We start from the raw sequence: 22,366 nt of genomic DNA on the forward strand, positions 1-22,366 counted from the left end.
CAGGCCGCGGCATGGCTGGGCCGAACAGAACCCGCAGGACTGGTGGACGGCCACCCGGGAGGCGGTCCGCCGGGCTGCCCAGGGCGTGGATTCCCGGCGCCTGGTGGCCATCTCGATCACCCACCAGCGGGAGACGTTCGCCTGCCTGACCGAGGACGGCCATTCGCTGCGCCCGGCCATGCTCTGGCTGGACACCCGCGCCGTGGCCGAGGTGGCCGAGTTCGGCACTCCGGAGGTCCATGAGATCACCGGCAAGCCGCCGAACCCGACGCCCGCCTGGTACAAGCTGCTCTGGCTCAAGGAGCACGAGCCGGACACCCTGGTGCGGACCGGCCGGATCGCCGACGTGCAGGCCTACCTGGTGCACCAGCTCACCGGCAGCTGGCACACCAGCTGGGCCAGCGCCGATCCGCTCGGCCTGGTCGACATGCGGACCTTCGACTACAGCGACGATCTGGTCAAGCAGGCCGGCCTGCAACCCAGCCAGCTGCCCACCCTGTTCGCCCCCGGCGCGGTGCTCGGCCACATCCGGGCCGACGTCGCCGCCGACCTGAACCTGCCGCCCGATCTGCCGGTGGTGGCCGGCGTCGGCGACGGCCAGTCCGCCGGCCTGGGCTGCGGGGTGGTCCGGCCCGGCACCGCCTACCTGAACCTGGGCACCGGCATGATCTCGGGCAGTTACAGCGACGAGTACTCGTTCGCCAAGGAGTTCCGGGTGCTGGCCGGGGCGATCCCCCGCTCGTACGCGTTCGAGACCTTCATCGGCGGCGGCACCTACAACATCAGCTGGTTCGTGGAGAAGTTCGCCGGCGTCGACTCCCGCGCGCTGGGCCTGGACCTGACCGCCGAACAAATCCTGGAGACGGCGGCGGCGCAGATCCCGCCGGGCGCGGAGGGGCTGCTCTGCCTGCCCTACTGGGCCGGCGCGCTCACCCCGTACTGGGACCCGCACGCCCGCGGCTCGCTGGTCGGGCTGACCGGCCGGCACGGCAAATCCCACGTCTACCGGGCGATTCTGGAGGGCCTGGCCTTCGAGCAGCGACTGCTCACCGACGGCCAGGCGCGGGTGCTCGGCGAGCCGATCACCGACATCATCGCCCTGGGCGGCGGGTCCCGCAGCGCGCTGTGGTGCTCGATCCTGGCCGACGTGCTGCAACGACCGGTGCGGTTGGCCGGCGAGGCCGAGAGCACCTGCCTGGGCTCGGGCATGCTGGCCGCCGCCGCCGTCGGCCTGCAGCCGGGCATTCGCCAGGCCGGCGAGTCGATGAGCTCGACCACCCGGGTCTACGAGCCCGACGACGCCCGGCGCACCACCTACGACGGGCTGTACCGCACCTACCGGCAGCTCTACCCCCGACTGCGTGAGGTGTTCCACGAGCTCAGCACGGCCGGTGCGCCGTGACCACCGCCCCGGCGACCCGGCCGGCCGACCTGATCCGGGCCCCGGATCGCTGGTACCGCAACTACATCTTCGACCTGGACGGGACGGTCTACCTGGGCGATGAGCTGCTGCCCGGGGCCGCCGAGGTGATCACCGCCATCCGGGCGGCCGGCGCGCGCACCGTGTTCCTGTCCAACAACCAGACCCGGGACCGGCAGATGTACGCCGACAAGCTGGCCAAGCTGGGCCTGCCCACCCCGGTGCAGGACATCGTCAACCCGGTGATCACCATGCGGGACTGGCTGCTCCGGCACCACCGGCAGGCCGGCATCTTCGTCATCGGCGAACCGCCACTGGTCGACGAGCTGGCCCGGGCCGGCCTGCGCCTGACCACCGACCCGTCCGAGATCGACGTGGTGGTCGCCAGTTTCGACCGGACCTTCGAGTACTGGAAGCTGCAGACGGCGTTCGACGCGCTCTGGCGCCGGGACCGGGCGATCCTGGTCACCACCAACCCGGACGCCTACTGCCCGATGCCGGGCGAGCGTGGCCAACCCGACGCGGCCGCGATCGTGGCCGCCATCGAGGCCAGCACCGGGGCCCGCTGCCAGCACAACGCCGGCAAACCCGGGCCGATCATGATCGAGGCCCTGCTGCACATCCTGCAGGCCGGGGTCCAGGATTGCCTGATGATCGGGGATCGGGTGGGCACCGACATCGCCATGGCCCGGGCAGCCGGCATGGACTCGGCCCTGGTGCTGACCGGCGACACGACCGTGGCCGCGGCCACCGCGCTGGGGCCGGCGGACGAGCCGACCTGGCTGATCGCCGGCATCGACGCCCTGCTGCCGGCCGGCGCGCACCCGCGGCCCGATCGGGCCGACCGGCCATGACCAGCCCGGTCGGCCAGCGGCGCCCCGCCGGCGCCTCGACCCAGCTCCGGCTGGTCTCCCAGGTGGCCCGGCTCTACCACGGCCGGCACCTGCGCCAGCGGGAGATCGCCGAGCGGTTGCACATGTCGCAGGCCAGGGTCTCCCGCCTGCTGGCGATGGCCCAGGACGAGGGCATCGTGCGCACCGTGGTCGCGGTGCCCGAGGGCCTGTACCCCGAACTGGAGACCGCCGTCGAGCTGGCCTACGGGGTGGCCGAGGTGCACGTGGTCGAGGTGACCGAGGACAAGGCGATCCCGTACGAGCTGGGATCGGTGGCCGCCCAGTACTTCTCGGACTCACCGCTGGACGGCCGGGTGATCGGCTTCACCTCCTGGTCGAGCACGCTGCGGGTGATGGCGCGCGAGCTGGCCACCGGCCGCGGGGTCCGCGGCCGCACCGTGGTCGAGATGCTCGGCGATCTGGGCTCTCCCGATCTGCAGCACGACGCCGCCCGGGCCACCCAACGGCTCTCCGCCGCGCTGGGCGCCGACCCGGTGTACCTGCGCACGCCCGGGGTCGTCCCCGACGCGGCCCGGCGCGCGGCCGTGCTGCACGACCCGTACGTGGCCCGCACCATCGAGCTGCTGGGCCGGTTGGACGTGGCCTTCGTCGGGGTCGGCCCGGCCGACACCCACGGCCCGCTGCGCGCGGGCGACAACTTCTTCAGCGCCGACCAGCTGCGCGCGGTGCGGGCGGCCGGCGCGGCCGGCCAGCTGCTCCAGCGGTTCGTGGACGCGGACGGCCGGGCGGTGCGGACCGACCTGGACGAGCTCGTCGTGGGCATCACCCTGCCCCAGCTGCGGGCCGCCGGCCGGCGCATCGTGGTGGCCGGTGGGGCCAGCAAGCACGCCGCCCTGGCCGCCTGCCTGCGCGGCGGCTGGATCGACCTGCTGATCACCGATCTGGCCAGCGCCCGGCACCTGGCGGCCACCGCCGGCCAGCCTGATGAATCACGATTCGCATACTGATTGGTCATGCAAGGGTCTTGACAGGCCCCCTCGCCGTGCACCATCAGTATGAATGTAGATGCGAGCCACGAATTTTTACTCGCAAGGCCGCGAGGCCACTACCCCGACAGTGCGGCAACCGGACAAGGAGGTCTTTGTGCCCGCGACTTCGAGTGGCGAGGTGAAGGATTTCACCATCGCGATCGACGACGATGCCCTCAAGGACATGAACGAGCGGCTGCGCCGCACCCGCTTTCCCCAGGATTTCGGCAACGACGACTGGCGGTACGGCTACAACACCGCCTACCACCGCCAGCTGATCGACTACTGGATCAACGAGTACGACTGGCGTGACGTCGAGCGCCGGATGAACGAGCTGCCCCATTACAAGATCGACCTGATGGGCGTGCCGCTGCACTTCATCCACGTCCGGGGCAAGCAGGTGCCCGGCGGCCCCGCCCCGATGCCGCTGCTGATCCACCATGGCTGGCCGTGGACGTTCTGGGACCTGCGCAAGGTGATCGGCCCGCTGACCGACCCGGCCGCCTACGGCGGGAACGCCGCGGATTCCTTCGACGTCGTGCTGATCTCGCTGCCCGGATACGGCTTCTCCTCACCGCTGACCGAGACCGGCTGGAACTGGTGGCACACCGCCGACCTCGAGAACACCCTGATGAAGCAGGTTCTGGGGTACGAGAAGTACGCCGTCGCCGGCGGCGACTGGGGCGCTCTGGTCACCCAGCAGCACGGTCACAAGTACGAGGAAGATGTCTTCGGGATCTACACCCACTTCCCGGCCCAGATGAGCCACTACCTGTTCGAGCACCCGGACAAGCCGGCCGACGTCGACTTCGACCCGGTGCTCGGGCTGCCGGCCGCCGACCAGTACGGCGAGGGCGAGGAGGGCTGGTTCGAGCGCGGCAAGCTGTTCGTGGGGAACGAGTCCGGGTACGGCGAGATGCAGCTGACCAAGCCGCAGACGCTGGCCTCGTTGTTCGCCGACTCACCGGCCGGGCAGCTGGCCTGGATCACCGAGAAGCGCTACTTCTGGGGTCTGGCCGAGCGCGGGGTGGGCACGGCGGCCTTCGAGCAGGTCTGGCCGAAGGAGGACCTGGTCACCACCGCGGCGGTGTACTTCCTGACCAACACCGGCGGCACCTCGTCCCGGTACTACTGGGAGTGCCGCAACAACCCCTGGAAGCCCTCGCACAGCAACTTCCCCGTGGTCGGCGCCCCCACCGCGGTGGCCATCTACCCCGGTGAGATCTACAAGCCGCCGATCAAGTGGACCAAGCAGTACTTCAACCTCCAGCAGTACCGGGTGCACGACCAGGGCGGGCATTTCGCCCCGCTGGAAGTGCCGTCCATCTACGTCGACGACGTGGCCACGTTCTTCCGCCAGTTCCGCTGAGCCATCCCCGCCGCGGTACCGGGCGCGGCACACGACATGTCGCCGCGCCCGGTCCACCGGCGGCCCGCCACGAGTGCGGCCGCCGGGCCTGATGCGCATCGCCGCATCCTGTCCTGCCTGACGTCTTGACACCCCCTCCCCATCCCCCTGCCGGGGGACCCGCCCGCTGGCGCGCCCGCATCCGCCCCAGCACGGTTCCGCCGGCGCGCACAGAAGGTAGTCACATGATCAGAAAGCGCAAGACCAAGGTCCTGGCCGCCTTGGTCGCCGCCGCCGCCATCGCGCTGAGCGGCTGCACCTCCACCGCCGCCGGCGGTGGGTCCGGCAGCCAGGAGGCGATCGACCCGAACAACCTGGTTCTGGTCGCCTCGGTCATCAACACCACCAACCCCTACATGGCCTCGATGATCGAGGGCGCCCAGGCGCTGGGCAAGAAGCTCGGCGTCGAGGTCCAGATCGTCGACTCCGCCGGCAGCAGCCAGACCGAGATCTCCAAGATCCAGGCCATTCTCGCCCAGGGCAAGAAGGTCGCGCTGATGGTGAACACGGTCGCCAGCTCGGACGCCCCGACCATCGTCGATGCGGTCAAGCAGGCCGGCGGCTACGTGGTGGTCTGGTGGAACAAGCCGGACAACCTCGAGCCGTGGGACGTCGGCAACAACTTCGTCGCCTTCCAGAAGTACTCCGGCGTCGAGAGCGGGGAGTGCACGGGCAAGGCGTTGGCCGAAAGTCTCGGCGGCAAGGGCAATGTCATCGGTCTGGCGGGCGTCGAGGACAGCACCACCTCGCAGACCCGGGTGGCCGGCTTCAAGGAGGCCCTCAAGGCCTACCCGGACATCAAGCTGCTGGACGTGCAGTCGGCCAACTGGGATCCGCAGCAGGGACTCTCGGTCACCCAGAGCCTGCTGACCAAGTACCCGGACCAGGTCGACGGCATCTGGGCGGCGGACGACGCCATGATCATCGGCGCCACCAACGCGGCCAAGAACGCCGGCCAGTACAACGACATCAAGTTCGTCTCGGACGGGCTGTACCCGCCGGTGGTGGACATGATGAAGGAGCCGAACTCCCCGGTCGTGGGTGAGACCTTCCACCGCGGCTTCATGGCCTCCTCCATCGGCCTGTACACCGCCTACCTGGCTGCCACCGGGAAGATCGACCCGTCGACGCTGCCGCAGGAGAAGCGGGACAGCCTGTTCAAGCTGCAGTGCGTCGGCCCGAACGATTTCGAGCAGTACACCAAGTGGGACAACGACGTCGACGGCTGGGTGAGCCAGCTGGTGGACGGCGGCGACCCGTGGAACGTGCAGCCCACCCCGCTGGTCGGCCAGGGCCCGGAGCAGCTGCCCGCCGGCTGACGCACGGCCCCGCTTTCCCGCCCGTCGGTCTCGCGCCCAGGTCTGACCCAGGCCACGCGCGCAGGCGTCCGGCTGCGGGCCGGTGATGCACTCACCGGCCCGCGGCCGGGCCGAACACCGCTGACCTGTCAACAGATTCGGAGAGTTCCGTGGCGAACCCGGTCACCCAACAGCCGCCCGGCAGCAGCCTGGGCACCCCTTCGCCGGCCGCGACCAGACACCGCCGGTTCGAGCTACGCAGCCTGGGCGAGGTCGGCGCCCTGGTCGTCCTGATCGTCGTGTTCGCCGCGCTGAACCCCAGCACGTTCCTGACTATCGACAACGTCCGCACGATCCTGGATCAGTCGGCGACCCCGCTGATCGTCGGCGTCGGCGCCACCCTGGTCATCCTGATGGGATCGATCGACCTGTCGGTGGAAGGCCTGATGGGGGCCGGCGGCATGGCCTTCATCCTGGCCACCGAGAACAGCCGCGGCTCCACCGATCTGGGCGCCGCCGCGTTCGTGATCGGCATCCTGGTCGGCGCGCTGCTGGGCATGCTGGCCGGCCTGATCCACACCCGGCTCAAGGTGCCCACGTTCATCGTGACCATCGGTTTCTGGTTCATCGGGCTGGGCATCGCCACCGTGCTCTTCGGCACCGACAGCATCCCGCTGCTGCCCGACGGCGGCCTCAAGACCTGGCCCAACACCGTCTTCCTGGGCCTGCCGTTCTCGTTCTGGCTCGCGGGGCTGATCGTCGCGCTCGGCTGGGTGATCACCCGCTACACCAAGTTGGGCCGGTTCACCTACGCCATCGGCAACAACGAGGAAGTCGCCCGCAGCAACGGGGTCTCGGTGAGCCGGATCAAGGTGTTCGTGTTCGCCTTCGCCGGTGCCTGCAGCGGCCTGGCCGGCATCCTGGCCACCCTGCGGCTGGGCGCCGGCTCCCCCACCGTCGGCGGCGGCATCCTGTTCGTCACCGTGGCCGCGGTCGTCATCGGCGGCACCTCGCTGTCCGGCGGCAAGGGCGGCGTCCTGCGCACCATGCTCGGCGTGATGATCCTGACCGTGCTCAACAACGGGCTGATCCTGAGCGGGGTCAGCTCCAGCATCCAGTCCGGCGTCTCCGGCGCCATCCTGATCGTGGCCATCATCGTGGCGGCCTGGCCGCTGCGCAGTCGTCTGAGGATCACGAAATGACCAAGGCCGTCTCGCGGACCGACCCCGCCCCGGCGGGCACCCCCGCCCTCAAGCTCACCGGTATCACCAAGACCTTCGGGTCGGTGACCGCCGTGAAGAACGTCTCGCTGGAGATCCCCCGCAACCAGGTGATCGGCCTGATCGGGGAGAACGGCGCCGGCAAGTCCACCCTGCTCAAGATCCTGTCCGGGCTGCACGAGCCGGACGCCGGGGTGATGGAGGTGCACGGCGCGGCGGTGAAGTTCCGCCGCCCGCAGGACGCGGTCGCCGCCGGCTTCGGGGTGGTGCACCAGGAGCAGTCGTTGCTGACCAACCTCTCGGTCGCCGAGAACATCGCGATGAACGCCCTGTCCTCCAAGGACAATGCCACCCGCGGCGGCTGGTACCGGTGGGGCCAGCTGAACAAGGAGGCCGAAAAGATCCTGGCCAAGGTCGGCGCCACGGTCGACCCGCGGGCCATCATCGGGGATCTGTCGTTCGTCGACCGGCAGATGGTGGAGATCGCCCGGGCCCTGCGGGTGGACGAGATGACCCACACCGCCCCGATCGTCATCCTCGACGAGCCGACCTCGGTGCTCGAGCGCAACGAGACCGCCATCCTGGAGCGGGAGATCGCCGAGCTCAAGCATGTCGGCTCGGTCATCTTCGTCTCGCACCGGCTGGACGAGGTGCGCCGGATCTGTGACCGCATCATCGTCATGCGCAGCGGCGAGATCGTCGCCGACCGCGCGACCGAGGGCGTCACCGAGGACGAGCTGTTCCAGCTGATGATCGGACACGCGGCCAAGGCCCGCAAACACGAGGTGCAGAACCGGCAGGGCGGTGAACCGCTGCTCGAGGTCTCCGGGCTGAGCGCCAAGGGGCAGTTCAAGGACGTGTCCTTCGCGGTGCCGCCCGGCCATTGCCTGGCCATCGTCGGCACCATCGGCTCCGGCCGGGAAGAGTTGGTCCGGGCGTTGTTCGGCGCCGAGCCGTTCGATGCCGGCACCATCACCTACCAGGGCAGCCGCCTGCAGTCCTGGTCCGCGGCCCGGGCCACCCGGGCCGGCATCGGCTACGTGCCGGCCGAGCGCAAGACCGAGGGCATGGTCGGCGGGTTCAACGGGCCGGAGAACATGGCCATCGCCCGCACCGGTACCCGCAAGCTGTTCGTCAACCCCTGGCGCGAGCGCAAGGACGGCGCGCAGTGGTTCGAGACCATGGACGTGCGCCCGCGTGACGTCAAGCTGCACCTGAGCCGGTTCTCCGGCGGCAACCAGCAGAAGGTCGTCATGGCCAAGTGGCTCAAGTCGGAAACGCTCAAGCTGCTGATCCTGGACCATCCGCTGCGCGGCCTGGACCCGGGCGCCGCGGAGACGGTCAACGAGAAGATCCGCGAGGCCCGGGATTCGGGGACCGCGATCGTGCTGCTGGCCGACACGCTGGAGGAAGCCCTGGACATGGGCGACACCGTCCTGGTGATGCGTGACGGCGAGATCACCGCGCACTTCGACCTGACCGTCGACACCCCCACGACCCTCGACCTGCTCGAAAAGATGGTGTGACATGTCCGATCGAACCGCGACCGATCAATCCGCCCGCCCCGAGAACTCCGTCCGCAGCGTCGATGTGGCTCCGGCGCCGGCCGCCGACCGCCGACGCTGGCGGGTCATCGACCTGTGGGCCACCGTCGGCCCGCTGACCGTGTTCGTCATCCTGTTCGCGCTGGTGGCGATCCTGCGGCCGGCCTTCCTCGGCGGCGGCGGCCTGTCCATCGTGGCCACCCAGTGCACCGCGATCCTGCTGGTCGCCCTGGGCCAGTGCCTGGTGCTCAACGTGGGCTCGATCGACCTGTCCAACGCGGCGATCGCGCTGTTCTCGGCGATCCTGCTGGCCAAGACGATCGGCCCGGCCGGGGCCGGCGGGCTGGTCCTGGTGATCGTGCTCGGCGCGGCCATCGGTGCGCTCAACGGGTTCCTGGTCTCGTTCTTCCAGGTGCCCAGCTTCGCCCTGACCCTGGGCACGCTGGGCATCCTGCAGACCGCGTCGCTGATCATCAGCGACAAGACCACCGTCTACGCGGCCAAGAGCGCCCTGCTCACCCCGATGTTCGGCTCGGCGATCGGCGGGCTGGTCACCGCCTTCTGGACCGCGGTGATCATCGCCATCGTGCTCTGGGCGATGCTGCGTTTCACCACCCTGGGCCAGAGCATGACGGCGGTCGGGCTGAACGAGACCGGCGCCCTGTTCTCGGGCATCCGGACCCGGGCCACCAAGATCATCGCCTTCATGTTCTCCGGACTGCTGGCCTCCATCGCCGGCGTCATGATCATCGCCCAGGCGGGATCGGCGTCCAGCACCGGCCTGGGCAGCGACCTGCTGTTGCCCGGGATCACCGCGGCGATCGTGGGCGGCACGGCGATCACCGGCGGCATCACCAATCCCATCAACGTCGTCTTCGGCGCCCTGACGGTCACCCTGATTCCCGTCGGCACCGCGGCGATCGGCATCCCGTCCGAGGCGCAGAGCCTGGTCTACGGCCTGGTGATCATCATCGCCGTGGCCCTGACCATCAGCCGCAAGCGCGTCGGCGTCGTGAAGTAAGTCCCGAACGATCCCCCACTTCCTCATTTCGACAGTCCAAGGAGCACAAGCATGGCCGTCCTCGAAGCACTGGAACCCCAGGAAGTACTGGGCTACTTCGAGAAACTGTGCAGTTACCCGCGCGGCTCGGAGAACGAGAAGCAGGTGGCCGACTGGGTGATCGCGTTCGCCCGGGAACGCGGCCTGGAGGCGTTCCAGGACGAGCGGCACTGCGTCGTGGTGCGCAAGCCCGGCCAGGGCGGCCTGGAGAACGCGCCCGGCCTGATCCTGCACGGTCACCTGGACATGGTCTGCGCCAAGCAGGAAGGCGTGAAGATCGACTTCCTGAACGAGCCGATCACCCTCGTCGTCGACGGTGACTTCATCAAGGCCGACGGCACGTCGCTGGGCGCCGACAACGGCATCGGCTGCTCCTACATCCTGGCCCTGCTGGCCTCCACCGACATCCCGCACCCCCCGCTGGAAGCGGTGATGACCGCGATGGAGGAAAAGGGCAAGGTCGGGGCCGGGCACTTCGACACCTCGGTGCTCACCGGCACCCGGATGATCGACTTCAACTGGATCACCGACCACGAGATCCTGGCCGGCTGCAGCGGTGACGTCACCTTCCTGGTCGACGTGCCGGGCGAGTTCGAGCCGGTCCCCGCCGAATTGTCGGTCACCCGGTCGCTGCGGGTGCGGGGCCTGATGGGCGGGCACTGCGAGTTCGACATCCACCTGGAGCGGGCCAACGCGATCCTGGTGCTGGCCCGGGTGCTCAACGCCGTGCTGGATGCGTACGACGTGCGGATCAGCGGGCTGACCGGCGGCACCCAGAACAGTGCCATTCCGGCCGACGCCGAGGTGGTGCTGTCGGTCCGCCCGCAGGACGTCGCCGGCATCGAGGCCCTGGTCGCCGACCTGGCGCAGACCGTGCACGAGGAGTACCGGCGCGCCGGCGACACCATCCGGCTCGAGGTCGACGAGGCCCCGGCGCCGCAGCGGGCGTTCTCCAAGGCGGCCGGCGAGCGGTTCGCCCGGCTCACCGCGCTGATCCCCAACGGCGTGCTGAGCTGGAGCCTGCTGACCCGCGGCGTGGTCGAGAGCTCCAACAACCTGGGCACCCTGCGCCCGACCGAGGACGGGGTGCGGCTGGCCTCCACCATCACCGCCCAGGTCACCTCCCGCAAGCACGAGATCCTGGACCGGGTCAGGGCGCTCGCCGCGCTGGCCGGGGGCGGCGTCACCGTGCAGCAGTACGGGCTGGACGCCCCGGAGTTCCCCTACCAGGAGAACTCCGTCCTGCTCAAGACCGCCGCCGAGGCCTACCGCGACGTCATCGGTGCGGAGCCGGACATCCACGTGTCGCAGTGCAGCCTCGAGTTGGGCATGTTCAGCCGCAAGATCCCGGGGCTGGAGATCATCTCGATCGGCACCGAGCTGCATGCCCTGCACTCGCCGCTGGAATCGGTCAACCACACATCGGTGGCCAAGGTGTGGCCCCTGGTCAAGGAGGTCGTCGGCCGGCTCAGCTGACCGATCCCTCCCCCACCCCACGGGCCCACCGCCCACCCCCATTTCGAAGGAGTGAGATGAACCAGAAACTGGATCCCGAGTTCCTGGTGGAGATGCAGCGGCGCATGCTGCGGATCCGCCGGTTCGACGAGCGGGCGTCGAAAATGGTGAAGCGGGGCGCGATCCCGGGCACCGTGCACACCAGCATCGGCCAGGAGGCGCAGGTCGTGGGCGCGACCATGGCCCTGGGCGAGCACGACTACATGACCGGCAACCACCGCAGCCACGGCCACCCGATCGGCAAGGGCTCGCCACTGGGCCCGCTGATGGCCGAGCTGGTCGGCAAGGCCGGCGGCGTCTGCGGCGGCAAGGGCGGTTCGCTGCACCTGGCCGACTTCAACGTCGGCAGCCTGGGCGAGTCCGGCATCGTCGGTAGCTCCATCCCGATCGCCACCGGCGCCGCGCTGTCGTCGAAGGTGCTGGGCAACGGCAAGGTCTCGCTGGCCTTCTTCGGTGACGGGGCCGCCAACCAGGGCTGCCTGTACGAGTCGCTGAACATCGCCGGCGTGTGGAAGCTGCCGGTCATCTTCCTGTGCGAGAACAACCAGTACGCCCTGTCCACCCAGGCCTGGACCGTGACCTCCGGCGTGATCGCCGACCGGGCCGCCGGTTTCGGCATCCCCGGGGTCCGGGTGGAGAACGGGCAGGACATCATGGCCGTCTACGACGCGGTCAGCACCGCCGTCGATCGGGCCCGGGCGGGCGAGGGGCCGACCCTGGTCGAGGTCGTCACCTACCGGTACAACGAGCATTCCGAGGGCCTGCGGCTGGCCACCGACTACCGCAACGCGGACGAGAAGGCGGACTGGCTGGCCCGCGACCCCATCGTCTTGCACCGGCAGTACCTGATCGACAACTGGATCGCCACCACCGAGGAGCTCGACCAGCTGGAGGCCGACGTCCTGGCCGAGGTCGAGGACGCGGTGACCTTCACCAACGACAGTCCCTTCCCCGAGCCGTCGATCGCGTTCGCCGATCTGTACACCGAACCAATCACCCCGTCCAAGTACCTGGATCCGATCGGAGCACGACCGTGAGCGTGATGAGCTACCTGGGCGCGATCGGCGCCGCCCAGCTGGAGGCGATGGAGGCCGACGAGCGCGTCGTCATCATCGGCGAGGACGTCGAGGCCAACGTCTACGGCACCACCGGCGGCAAGTCCCGCTCCGACAAGGGCGACTTCCTGCAGAAGTTCGGCGCCAACCGGATCCGCAACACCCCGATCTCCGAGGAGATCATCGTGGGCGCCGCCGCCGGCGCGGCGATGACCGGGCTGCGCCCGATCGTCGACCTGTCCTACTCCAGCTTCATGTACATGGCCATGGACCAGTTCGTGAACCAGGTCGCCAAGAACCGCTACATGTTCGGCGGCCAGGCCTCCATGCCGGTGGTCTTCCGCTCGGCCATGTTCTACGGCCTGAACACCGGTGCGCACCACAGCGACCGCCCGTACCCGATGTTCATGAACGTGCCCGGCATCAAGATCATGGCCCCGGCCTCCCCCGCCGACGCCAAGGGTCTGCTGCGCACCGCGATCGACATGGACGACCCGGTCCTGAGTTTCGAGGCCTGCCTGCTCTGGGGCCGCAAGGAGGAGGTGCCCGACGAGGAGTACCGCATCCCCTTCGGCGTGGCCCGAACCCTGCGCACCGGCAGCGATGTCACCGTCGTCGCCATCTCCAGCGCCGTGCCGGAGGCCGAGGCGGCCGCCGACGCGCTGGCCGAGGAGGGTCTGTCGGTCGAGGTGATCGACCCGCGCACGCTGGTGCCGCTGGACATCGACACCGTCATCGAGTCCGTCCGCAAGACCGGCCGGCTGGTCGTCGCCGATCCGGCCCACCGCACCTGCTCGGCCGCCGCGGAGATCTCCGCGCTGGTGGTCGAGGAGGCGTTCGAATCGCTGCAGGCGCCGATCGTCCGGGTCACCACCCCGGACACCCAGATCCCGTTCAGCCCGGCCCTGGAGAAGCAGCTCTACCCCAACCGGGCCACCATCACCGAGGCGATTTGCCGGGTGACCGGCGAGCGGGGACCCGTCCCCGCGGCCCCGGATCCGGCCGCCCACAACGGCGCCCGGGTCGGCGCCCCGCGCTAGTCGACATCAACTCCCTGCACAACATTTCGGAAAGGCATACAGATGGCACGCATTGAGGTCCTGCTTCCCCAGTGGGGCATGGGCATGAGCGAGGGCACCATCATCGAGTGGCACAAGGCGGTCGGCGACAGCGTCACCGAGGACGAGCCGCTGGCCGAGGTGGAGGCCGAGAAGGTCGAGGAGACCCTGGAGGCCCCGGCCACCGGCACCCTCACCGAGATCCTGATCCCGGCCGACCAGACGGTCGAGGTGCGCACCGTCGTCGCCATCATCGAAACGACGGACTGACATGTTGGACGCGCTGTCGTCGACCTTCGACGTCGTGGTGATCGGGGCAGGCATCAACGGCGTCGCCATCGCCCGCGACGCCGCCCTGCGCGGCCTGCGCGTCGTCCTGCTCGAGCAGGACGACATCTGCAGCGGCGTGTCCGCCTGGTCCGGCCGGCTCATCCACGGCGGCCTGCGCTACCTGGAACACCGCGACTTCGCGCTGGTGCGCGAGTCGCTGCGGGAGCGGGAGCGGCTGTTCGTGCAGGCGCCGCACCTGGTCAAGCCGGTCCGGCTGCTGATGCCGTTCTACGCGCACAACCGCCGGCCCGGCTGGATGATCCGTTTCGGCATGATCGCCTACGACGTGCTCTCGTTCGACAAGAAGTCGGCCCGGCACGAGATCCTGTCCGAACCCGAGACCCGGCAACGCTTCACCGGGATCGGCACGGACGGCCTGTCCGGCGCGGCGGTCTTCACCGACGGGCAGGTCGAGTACGCCGAGCGGCTCTGCGTGGAGCTCGCGGTGGCCGCCGCCGGCGACGGCGCGGTCATCCGCACGCACGCCCGGGTGGAGGAGCCCATCGTCGAGCACGGTCGGCTGGTGGGCGTGCGATTCCGGGACACCGACAGCGGCCAGCTGCAGGAGGTCCGCGGCTCGGTGATCATGAACGTGGCCGGTCCGTGGATCGACCGCATCTTCACCACCGGGGCCGCGGGTCAGCCGCGACTCAACGGCGGCACCAAGGGCAGCCACCTGGTCGTGGACCCGTTCCCGGGTGCGCCGACCGACGTCGTGTACTACGAGTCCCGGCGGGACGGCCGGCTGGTCCTGGTGATTCCCTGGATGGGCCGGTACATGTTGGGCACCACCGATATCCGCTTCGATGACGACCCGGATGACGCCCGCTGCGACGCGGACGAGATGCAGTACATCCTGGACGAGGTCAACGGCCTGGTGCCGGAGGCGAACCTGACCAAGGACGACGTGCTGTACACGCTGTCCGGGGTGCGGCCGCTGCCCTACGCCCCGGGCGTGGCCGAGTCCTCGGTCCCCCGCACCCACGTGCTGCACGAGCACGAGGGGACGGTGAACGGGCTGATCACGGTGGTCGGCGGCAAGCTGACCACGCACCGGCAGTTGGCCCAGGACGCGGTCGATCTGGCCTTCGACAAGCTCGGCCGCCCGGCCCCCAAGTGCGTCACCAAGTACCTGCCCTTCCCGGGCGCGGTCGGCGACGTCGCGGAGGTGGGCCGGGAGCTGGCCGGCGCCGGGCTCTCGCCGGCGTCGGTGCAGCGGCTGGTCGGCATCTACGGGGGCCGGGCCCTGGACGTGGCCGCCCTGGCCGCGCAGGACCCCGAACTGCTCGCGGTGGTGCACGAACCGACCGGCGCGATCGGCGCCGAGCTGGTGTTCGCGGTCCGGGTCGAGTTCGCCCGCACCCTGGCCGATGTGCTGGCCCGGCGCACCCTGCTCGCGTTCGAACCCGGGCACGCCCTGGAATCGGTGGACAAGATCGCCGCCGTGCTGGGCGATCGGCTCGGCTGGGACGAGGACCGGCGCGAGGCCGAGATCGCCGGCTACAAGCACTGGTTGGACCACCTGGCGGTACCGACTGAGGAGCCGGCATGACCAGCTACGTGCTGACCCTGGACGAGGGCACCTCCAGCGCGCGGGCCGTGCTGATCGATCCCGATGGCCAGATCGTCAGCGAGGCCCGGCGGCCGGTGGTGCCGGTGTTCCCGCACCCCGGCTGGGTCGAGCTGGACCCGGTCCGGGTCTGGCAGTCCCAGCGGGACGCCATGCTGGAGGCCATGTCCCGGGTCGGCGCCACCGCCCGGGACCTGGTCGCGATCGGCATCACGACCTCCCGGGAGACGGTCGTGCTCTGGGACCGGCGCACCGGTGAGCCGATCCACCGGGCCATTTCCTGGATGTCGAACCAGACCGAGCCGATCGTCACCCGCTGGCGGGAAGCCGGCTGGGACGACGACATCCGGGCCCGGACCGGCGTCTACAACAACCCGTTCTTCAGCGCCTCCAAGCTCACCTGGCTGCTGGAGAACGTGCCTGGCGCCCGCGAGCGCGCCGAGCGCGGGGAGCTGGCCGCCGGCACCCTGGACACCTGGTTGCTCTGGCAGCTGACCGCCGGCCGCTCGCACCGCACCGACCACAGCGAGGCGTCCCGGACCGGGCTGTTCAACCTGCACACCCTGGCCTGGGACGAGCAGCTGTGCGCCCGGGCCGGCGTGCCGCTGGCCCTGCTGCCGGAGGCGGTGCCGTCCGACGCCGCGTTCGGCGACGCCGACCCCACTGTGTTCGGTGACCTGGCCGCCGGCTCCCGGGGCGTGCCGGTGACCGCGATCCTGGGCGACCAGCAGGCCGGCATGTTCGGCCAGGCCTGCTTCGAGCCCGGCTCGGCCAAGAACACCTACGGCACGGCCGGGGTCCTCACCGTGAACAGCGGCGCGGACCCGATGCTGGTGGATGGCCAGATCGCCAGCGTGGCCTGGACGGTGGCCGGCCGCACCGCCTTCGAGGTCGAGGGCACGGTCTTCTCCAGCGGCCAGACCCTGGGCTGGCTGCGCGACCGGATGAAGATGTTCAGCACCGGGAACGACATCGAGCGGCTGGCCCGGCTGGCCGACGACAACGGCGGCGTCTACTTCGTGCCCGCCTTCAACGGTCTCGGCTCGCCCTACTGGGATCGCGGGGCCACCGCGACGATCTCCGGGCTCACCCTGGAATCCGGGGCCGAGCACGTGGTCCGGGCCGCCGTCGAGGCCATGGCCTACCAGACCCGGGACAACATCGACCGGCTCGGCGCGGCCGGCCTGGCCGTGGCCTCGCTCAAGGTGGACGGCGGCGCGGCCGGCAACGACCTGCTCTGCCAGTTCCAGGCCGACCTGTGCGGCATTCCCGTCCTGCGGGCCAGCCAGCGCGAGATGACCGCACTGGGCGTCGGTTTCCTGGCCGGTATCGGCGTCGGGGTGTGGAAGTCGCCCGACGACCTGGCCGCCGGCTGGACCGCGGACCTCACGTTCGAACCCGGCCCGGACGCCGCCCGCGCCGACCACCTGTACGAGGGCTGGCGCCGCGCGGTCGCGGCCGCCCGCGCCGCCTGATCAAGCTTGCCGATTCACCCACCTTGCTGTCCCCGCCCGTCGCTTCGCAGATGAGGAGTTCGCCATGCCCTACGTCGATCCGGCCAAGCTGGTCGCCGACGCCCGCTCCGGCGGTTACGCCGTCGGTGCCTTCAACATGCACAACGTGGAGACCACCCAGGCCCTGGTGCTGGCCGCCGAGGAGGCCAAGGCACCGGTCTTCCTGCAGGTCGGCCGGGCCATCGTGCCGCACATGGGCCTGCGAGCGGCCTACGAGATGACCAAGCGGGTCGCCGAGGAGTCCGGCGCCGACGTCGTCATCCACCTGGACCACGGCCCCGAGGACGAGGTGCTGGAAGCGATCAAGCTCGGCTTCGGCTCCGTCATGTACGACGGCGCGCACCTGCCGTTCGAGGAGAACATCCGCAGCACCCGCCGGCTGGTCGAGATCGCCCACGCCTTCGGCCTTCCCGTGGAGGCCGAGCTGGGCAAGATCCCCGACGCCGACGAGGACGTCGACTGGTCCGCCTACTACACCGATGTCGCCGAGGCCGAGCGCTTCGTCAAGGAGACCGGCGTGGACTGGCTGGCCATCTCGGTGGGCATCATGCACGGCGTGCCGATGACCACGCCGGCCCCGCTGGACATCGATCGGATCGCCCAGATCCGGGACGCCACCGGGATCCCGCTGGTCCTGCACGGCGCCTCCGGCGTGCCCGAGGACGAGATCCGGGCCGCGGTGGAGAACGGCGTGCACAAGTTCAACGCCGACACCGACCTGCGGCACGCCTTCCGCTCCGGCATCGAGGCCGTCTGGTCGCAGGGCGACCGGCAGCTGGAGACCGCGATGGCCGAGGGTCGCAAGCGGATGGTCGCCGCCACCATCGGCAAGATGGAGCTCTACGGCTGCTCCGGCAAGGCCGGGCTGTGACCACCACCGCTCCCCCCAGCACGGACGCGCCGGCCGGCAGCACCCAGACCAAGCTCACCGGCATCCGGCGCACCGCCGCCCGCCGGATGATCGCCGCCTGGGCCGCCCCGGTGTTCCACCTCACCGTCGAGGTGGACATGAGCAACGCGTTGCGCACCAAGGAGTTCGAGCCCAGCGCCACCGTCACCGACGCCCTGCTGGCCGCCTGCGCCACCGCGCTGCGGGCCCATCCGGCGCTCAACGCCCACTACGCCGACGAGGTCGTCACCACCTTCGACGCGGTGCACCTGGGGGTGGCCGTGGCCACCGACGCCGGGCTGATGGTGCCGGTGATCCACGGCGCCGACGGCCTGGGCCTGCCCGAGTTGGCGGCCGCCCGCAAGGACGTGGTCGCCCGGGCCCGGGCCGGCAAGCTGGCCATGGCCGACGTCAGCGGCGGCACGTTCACCGTGTCCAACCTGGGCATGATGGGCATCGACCGGTTCGACGCCATCCTCAACGTGCCGCAGGTGGCCATCCTGGCCGTCGGCAGCACCCGGCAACGGCAGGTCTGGGTCGGCGACACGCAGACCGGCGAACCCGCGTGGCGGCCGATCGCCGAGTTCACCCTGACCTGCGACCACCGGGCCATCGACGGCGCCACCGGCGCCGCGTTCCTGGCCCGCATCCGGGACGAGGTCCAGGCCCCCCGCTAGGCCCACCCTCCCCCCGGCCGCGCCGCCCTCCCCCGGCCGCGCCGCCCTCACCCCGGTCGAGTGTGCAGAAACGGTCCCTATCCCGCGGGATGAGGGCGGTTTCTGCACGCTCGGCGGCCTTGCCACGCCCGCCTCGCCGAAACCCCGACCCGAACCCGAACCGAAGGAGGCCTCCATGGCCACCGCGCTGGACAAGTACGCCGACGCCGAACCGCACTGGGACTACCCGGTCGTCATCGAATCGCACATCAACGGTGTGCGCAGCAAGGAGATGAACCCGAACACGCCGGTCGGCTACGACGAGATCGCCGAGGACGCGATCCGGTGCTGGGAGGCCGGGGCCGGCGCGATCCACGCCCACAACACCAGCTTCGACCTGCTGGGCGAGAACGCGTTCAAGGACTACATGCGCACGTGGGAGAAGGTGCTGGACAAGCACCCGGACATCACCTGGTATCCGACCACCTGCAACAACCTGCGGCTGATCGGCGACGAGCACGGGCTGGAGCACGTGGCCCTGCTCAACGAGCACGCGCACGCCGAGATCGCCTGCGTGGATACCGGTCTGACCCTGTTCGCGACCCACACCGACGACGAGGGGTACCTGGTCGGGCCCGAGTTCGGGTTCAACTACGCCCGGGTCGGCCGGCAGTGGCGGATGCTGCGCGAACGCAATGTGCCGATGGTCTACGGCGTCTACGAGCCCGGTCACCTGCGGCACGCGATGTACTACGTCAACCAGGGCATGTCCACGCCCGGCTCGATGTGGGACTTCTACCTGATCGGCGACTACGGCCTGACCGCCACCGAGCCGATCGGCACCAACGGCATGAAGCCGAGCCTGGAGAGCCTGTACTACTACCTGCACATGATCGAGGAGGCGAAAGTCAAGCACCCCTGGTACATCTCGATCTGGGGCCAGGGCGCGCTGGACGACACGCACATCCTGCGCCGGGCGATCGAGCTGGGCGGGCACATCAAGACCGGCCTGGAACTGTTCTACGACCCGGCCCGCAATCCGACCAACCTGGAGCTGCTGCAGCAGGCCCAGGAGATCGCCCGCGAGGTGGGCCGGCCGATCGCCACCCACGAGCAGGCCCGCGCCCTGTACCAGCTCCGCTGACCCCGGCCCCGCACACCACCCACCCGCGCCCCCACCCGCGCCCGCCTACCCCCGTCGAGTGTGCAGAAACGGCCCTTATTCCCGGGAATAAGGGCCGTTTCTGCACACTCGGCGCCCTTGGGGGCGGGGGCGGGCGGGGTTTACCAGGCTGCGGCGAGCAGGCCCCGGGTGTCGGCCAGCAGCTGCGGCAGCACCTTGGTCTGCCCGATGACGGGCATGAAGTTGGCGTCGCCGCCCCACCGAGGCACCAGGTGCTGGTGCAGGTGCGGGGCGATGCCGGCCCCGCCGGCCGCGCCGGCGTTGATGCCGATGTTGAAGCCGTGCGGGGCGCTGACCGTCCGGATCACCGTGAGGGCGTGCCGGGTGAACTCGCTGAACTCGGCCAGCTCGGCCGGATCCAGGTCGGTGTAGTCCGGGATGTGCCGGTAGGGCACCACCATCAGGTGGCCCGGGTTGTACGGGTACAGGTTCAGCACCGCGTACACCCGCTCGCCGCGGTCCACGATCAGCCCGTCCTCGTCGGACAGCGACGGGATGTGGCAGAACGGGCAGCCGGGGTCGGCCGGCTTGGGCGCCCCGGAACCGCCGCTGACGTAGGCCATCCGGTGCGGCGTCCACAGCCGGGCGAGCTGGTCGGGCACGCCGACACCGGCCTGCTCGACCAGCTCGGGCCCGCCGGTCTCAGCCATCCGCGCCGTCGGCCGGCGCGGCCGGGGCCGGCCGCAGCGCCTCGAATGCGGCGGCGGTCGGCGCGTCGTTGCGCCGCTGGCCGACCCAGTCCACGATGGCCTGCACCGCGGCCGCGGCCGGCACCCCGTTGATCTGGGTGCCGTCCCGGAACCGGAACGAGACCGCACCGGCGGCCACGTCCTTCTCCCCGGCCAGCAGCAGGAACGGGACCTTGGCGGTGGTGTGGGTGCGGATCTTCTTCTGCATCCGGTCGTCGGAATGGTCGGCTTCGGCCCGGATCCCGCGGGCCACCAGCTGGTCGACCACGTCCTGCAGGTAATCGCCGAACGCGTCGGCGACCGGGATGCCGACCACCTGCACCGGCGAGAGCCAGGCCGGGAAGGCGCCCGCGTAGTGCTCGGTGAGCACGCCGAAGAACCGTTCCACCGAGCCGAACAGCGCCCGGTGGATCATCACCGGCCGCTGCTTGCTGCCGTCCGGCCCGGTGTATTCCAGCTCGAACCGCTCCGGCAGGTTGAAATCGAGCTGGATGGTGGACATCTGCCAGGTCCGGCCGAGCGCATCCCGGGCCTGCACCGAGATCTTGGGCCCGTAGAACGCGGCCCCGCCCGGGTCGTCGACCAGGTCCAGACCGGACTCCCGAGCGACCTCGGCGAGGGTCTCGGTAGCCACCGCCCAGTTCTCGTCGGTGCCGACGTACTTGTCCTCGTTGCGGGTGGACAGCTCCAGGTAGTAGTCGTCCAGCCCGTAGTCGGCCAGCAGCTCCAGCACGAACCGCAGCAGGCTGGTCAGCTCGTCGCGCATCTGCTCGCGGGTGCAGAAGATGTGCGCGTCGTCCTGGGTCATCCCCCGCACCCGGGTCAGACCGTGGATGACGCCGGACTTCTCGTACCGGTAGACGGCGCCGAACTCGAACATCCGCAGCGGCAGCTCCCGGTAGGAGCGCCCGCGCGAGCGGAAGATCAGGTCGTGCATCGGGCAGTTCATCGGCTTGAGGTAGTAGTCCTGGCCGGGCTTGCGGACCTCACCGTCCGGGCCGAGCTCGGCATCCAGGTGCATCGCCGGGAACATGCCGTCGGCGTACCAGTCCAGGTGCCCGGAGATCTCGTACAGCTTGGCCTTGGTGATGTGCGGGGTGTAGACGAACGAGTACCCGGCGGCGATGTGCTTGGCCCGCGAGTAGTCCTCGAGCTCCTTGCGGATGATGCCGCCCTTGGGGTGGAACACCGGTAGCCCCGAGCCGAGCTCGTCCGGGAACGAGAACAGGTCCAGCTCGACGCCCAACTTGCGGTGGTCTCGGCGCTCGGCCTCGGCGTGCCACTGCTGGTAGGCCTCCAGCGCCTCCGCCGATTCCCAGGCGGTGCCGTAGATGCGCTGCAGCTGCGGGTTCTTCTCGCTGCCCCGCCAGTAGGCGGCGGCGCTGCGCAGCAGCTGGAAAGCCGGGATGGCCCGGGTGGTCGGCACGTGCGGACCGCGACACAGATCGCCCCACACCCGGTCCCCGGTGTGCGCGTGCAGGTTGTCGTAGATGGTCAGCTCGCCGGCGCCGACCTCGACCGCCTCGTCGGCCGAACCATCAACCGCGGCATCGGATTTCAGATCGATCAGCTCGAGCTTGTAGGGCTCGGCGGCCAGTTCGGCGCGGGCCGCCGCGGGCGAGTCGACCACCCGCCGGGCGAACCGCTGCCCGGACTTGATGATCTTGCGCATCCGCTTTTCCAGGTCGGCCAGATCGTCCGGGGTGAACGGCCGGTCGACGTCGAAGTCGTAGTAGAAGCCGTCCTTGATGGGCGGGCCGATGCCCAGCTTGGCGTCCGGGAACTTGTCCTGGACGGCCTGGGCCAGCACGTGGGCGGCCGAGTGCCGGATGACCGAGCGGCCGTCCTCGGTGTCGGCGCCAACCGGCTCGACGTCGACGTCCCCGTCGGGGCTCCAGGACAGGTCGCGCAGCCGGCCGTCGGCGTCCCGGACCACGACCACCGCCTGCGGCCCGGAGCTGGGCAGGCCGGCCGCGCGGACCGCCGAGCCGGCAGTCGTGCCCGCCGGGACCCTCACGCTCGGGGCGGGTGGGGCGGTGGGTGCGCTGGACACGGTGGCTCCTGGGTGGGGCTGA

18 protein-coding genes and 1 pseudogene are annotated in these 22,366 nt (G+C 70.2%); 17 read left to right on the forward strand and 2 right to left on the reverse strand.

Annotation, left to right across the window (positions count from 1 at the left end):
* Positions 1 to 61: 61 nt before the first annotated feature.
* From NAMU_RS31860 to NAMU_RS17005, 17 genes and pseudogenes are all read left to right on the forward strand, one after another.
* Positions 62 to 1,402, forward strand: a pseudogene (locus NAMU_RS31860) (xylulokinase); the annotation flags it as partial.
* Entirely contained in the window at positions 1,399 to 2,274 is an 876-nt protein-coding gene (locus tag NAMU_RS16930) for an HAD-IIA family hydrolase (protein WP_015748618.1), read from the forward strand. The pseudogene NAMU_RS31860 and the gene NAMU_RS16930, both read left to right, overlap by 4 nt.
* The gene (locus NAMU_RS16935) at positions 2,271 to 3,281 is read left to right on the forward strand and encodes a sugar-binding transcriptional regulator (RefSeq protein ID WP_015748619.1); all 1,011 of its coding nucleotides are present in this window, start codon (positions 2,271 to 2,273) and stop codon (positions 3,279 to 3,281) included. Before NAMU_RS16930 ends, NAMU_RS16935 begins: the two co-directional genes overlap by 4 nt.
* Positions 3,282 to 3,417: 136 nt before the next feature.
* Positions 3,418 to 4,671: an epoxide hydrolase family protein gene (locus NAMU_RS16940; protein WP_015748620.1), complete on the forward strand. Its 1,254-nt coding sequence runs from the start codon at positions 3,418 to 3,420 to the stop codon at positions 4,669 to 4,671.
* A 224-nt stretch (positions 4,672 to 4,895) separates the two neighbouring features.
* Positions 4,896 to 6,029: a sugar ABC transporter substrate-binding protein gene (locus NAMU_RS16945; RefSeq protein ID WP_015748621.1), complete on the forward strand. Its 1,134-nt coding sequence runs from the start codon at positions 4,896 to 4,898 to the stop codon at positions 6,027 to 6,029.
* A gap of 149 nt (positions 6,030 to 6,178) precedes the next feature.
* A complete protein-coding gene (locus NAMU_RS16950) occupies positions 6,179 to 7,210 on the forward strand; it encodes an ABC transporter permease (RefSeq protein ID WP_015748622.1) in 1,032 nt (343 codons plus the stop codon).
* Complete coding sequence (locus NAMU_RS16955) at positions 7,207 to 8,754, forward strand: sugar ABC transporter ATP-binding protein (protein ID WP_015748623.1); 1,548 nt, start codon at positions 7,207 to 7,209, stop codon at positions 8,752 to 8,754. Before NAMU_RS16950 ends, NAMU_RS16955 begins: the two co-directional genes overlap by 4 nt.
* 1 nt (position 8,755) lies before the next feature.
* Entirely contained in the window at positions 8,756 to 9,793 is a 1,038-nt protein-coding gene (locus tag NAMU_RS16960; RefSeq protein ID WP_015748624.1) for an ABC transporter permease, read from the forward strand.
* Positions 9,794 to 9,844: 51 nt separating this feature from the next.
* Complete coding sequence (gene pepD, locus NAMU_RS16965) at positions 9,845 to 11,308, forward strand: beta-Ala-His dipeptidase (RefSeq protein WP_015748625.1); 1,464 nt, start codon at positions 9,845 to 9,847, stop codon at positions 11,306 to 11,308.
* A gap of 56 nt (positions 11,309 to 11,364) precedes the next feature.
* Complete coding sequence (locus NAMU_RS16970) at positions 11,365 to 12,384, forward strand: thiamine pyrophosphate-dependent dehydrogenase E1 component subunit alpha (RefSeq protein WP_015748626.1); 1,020 nt, start codon at positions 11,365 to 11,367, stop codon at positions 12,382 to 12,384.
* Positions 12,381 to 13,442 carry an alpha-ketoacid dehydrogenase subunit beta gene (locus NAMU_RS16975; RefSeq protein WP_015748627.1) on the forward strand — a complete coding sequence of 354 codons (1,062 nt, stop codon included), beginning with the start codon at positions 12,381 to 12,383 and terminating at the stop codon, positions 13,440 to 13,442. The genes NAMU_RS16970 and NAMU_RS16975 overlap by 4 nt, the downstream gene beginning before the upstream one ends.
* A 42-nt stretch (positions 13,443 to 13,484) precedes the next feature.
* Positions 13,485 to 13,730 (forward strand): lipoyl domain-containing protein, encoded by a 246-nt coding sequence (locus NAMU_RS16980; protein ID WP_015748628.1) that lies wholly within the window; start codon positions 13,485 to 13,487, stop codon positions 13,728 to 13,730.
* 1 nt (position 13,731) lies between these two features.
* On the forward strand, positions 13,732 to 15,342 hold the full coding sequence (locus NAMU_RS16985; RefSeq protein ID WP_015748629.1) for a glycerol-3-phosphate dehydrogenase/oxidase: 1,611 nt from the start codon (positions 13,732 to 13,734) through the stop codon (positions 15,340 to 15,342).
* Entirely contained in the window at positions 15,339 to 16,835 is a 1,497-nt protein-coding gene (locus tag NAMU_RS16990; RefSeq protein ID WP_015748630.1) for an FGGY family carbohydrate kinase, read from the forward strand. Before NAMU_RS16985 ends, NAMU_RS16990 begins: the two co-directional genes overlap by 4 nt.
* A 64-nt stretch (positions 16,836 to 16,899) precedes the next feature.
* Positions 16,900 to 17,745 (forward strand): class II fructose-bisphosphate aldolase, encoded by an 846-nt coding sequence (locus tag NAMU_RS16995; RefSeq protein ID WP_015748631.1) that lies wholly within the window; start codon positions 16,900 to 16,902, stop codon positions 17,743 to 17,745.
* Entirely contained in the window at positions 17,742 to 18,440 is a 699-nt protein-coding gene (locus NAMU_RS17000) for a 2-oxo acid dehydrogenase subunit E2 (protein WP_015748632.1), read from the forward strand. Before NAMU_RS16995 ends, NAMU_RS17000 begins: the two co-directional genes overlap by 4 nt.
* Positions 18,441 to 18,615: 175 nt before the next feature.
* Entirely contained in the window at positions 18,616 to 19,563 is a 948-nt protein-coding gene (locus NAMU_RS17005) for a BKACE family enzyme (RefSeq protein ID WP_015748633.1), read from the forward strand.
* A 140-nt stretch (positions 19,564 to 19,703) separates the two neighbouring features.
* Here the strand turns inward: NAMU_RS17005 and NAMU_RS17010 are convergent, their stop codons facing one another.
* Entirely contained in the window at positions 19,704 to 20,252 is a 549-nt protein-coding gene (locus NAMU_RS17010) for an HIT family protein (protein ID WP_015748634.1), read from the reverse strand.
* Positions 20,245 to 22,344, reverse strand: a complete 2,100-nt coding sequence (gene thrS, locus NAMU_RS17015) for a threonine--tRNA ligase (protein ID WP_015748635.1) — start codon at positions 22,342 to 22,344, stop codon at positions 20,245 to 20,247. Before thrS ends, NAMU_RS17010 begins: the two co-directional genes overlap by 8 nt.
* Positions 22,345 to 22,366: the final 22 nt, after the last annotated feature.

The organism is Nakamurella multipartita DSM 44233 (assembly GCF_000024365.1).
GTDB classification, from domain to species: domain Bacteria; phylum Actinomycetota; class Actinomycetes; order Mycobacteriales; family Nakamurellaceae; genus Nakamurella; species Nakamurella multipartita.

Bases quoted from the DNA above. Each gene is read 5' to 3' on its own strand.
- NAMU_RS16935 (WP_015748619.1), top strand. From the start codon at position 2,271: ATGACCAGCCCGGTCGGCCAGCGGCGCCCCGCCGGCGCCTCGACCCAG.
- NAMU_RS16945 (WP_015748621.1), top strand. From the start codon at position 4,896: ATGATCAGAAAGCGCAAGACCAAGGTCCTGGCCGCCTTGGTCGCCGCC.
- NAMU_RS16955 (WP_015748623.1), top strand. From the start codon at position 7,207: ATGACCAAGGCCGTCTCGCGGACCGACCCCGCCCCGGCGGGCACCCCC.
- NAMU_RS16960 (WP_015748624.1), top strand. From the start codon at position 8,756: ATGTCCGATCGAACCGCGACCGATCAATCCGCCCGCCCCGAGAACTCC.
- pepD (WP_015748625.1), top strand. From the start codon at position 9,845: ATGGCCGTCCTCGAAGCACTGGAACCCCAGGAAGTACTGGGCTACTTC.
- NAMU_RS16970 (WP_015748626.1), top strand. From the start codon at position 11,365: ATGAACCAGAAACTGGATCCCGAGTTCCTGGTGGAGATGCAGCGGCGC.
- NAMU_RS16980 (WP_015748628.1), top strand. From the start codon at position 13,485: ATGGCACGCATTGAGGTCCTGCTTCCCCAGTGGGGCATGGGCATGAGC.
- NAMU_RS16985 (WP_015748629.1), top strand. From the start codon at position 13,732: ATGTTGGACGCGCTGTCGTCGACCTTCGACGTCGTGGTGATCGGGGCA.
- NAMU_RS16990 (WP_015748630.1), top strand. From the start codon at position 15,339: ATGACCAGCTACGTGCTGACCCTGGACGAGGGCACCTCCAGCGCGCGG.
- NAMU_RS16995 (WP_015748631.1), top strand. From the start codon at position 16,900: ATGCCCTACGTCGATCCGGCCAAGCTGGTCGCCGACGCCCGCTCCGGC.
- NAMU_RS17005 (WP_015748633.1), top strand. From the start codon at position 18,616: ATGGCCACCGCGCTGGACAAGTACGCCGACGCCGAACCGCACTGGGAC.
- NAMU_RS17010 (WP_015748634.1), bottom strand. From the start codon at position 20,252: ATGGCTGAGACCGGCGGGCCCGAGCTGGTCGAGCAGGCCGGTGTCGGC.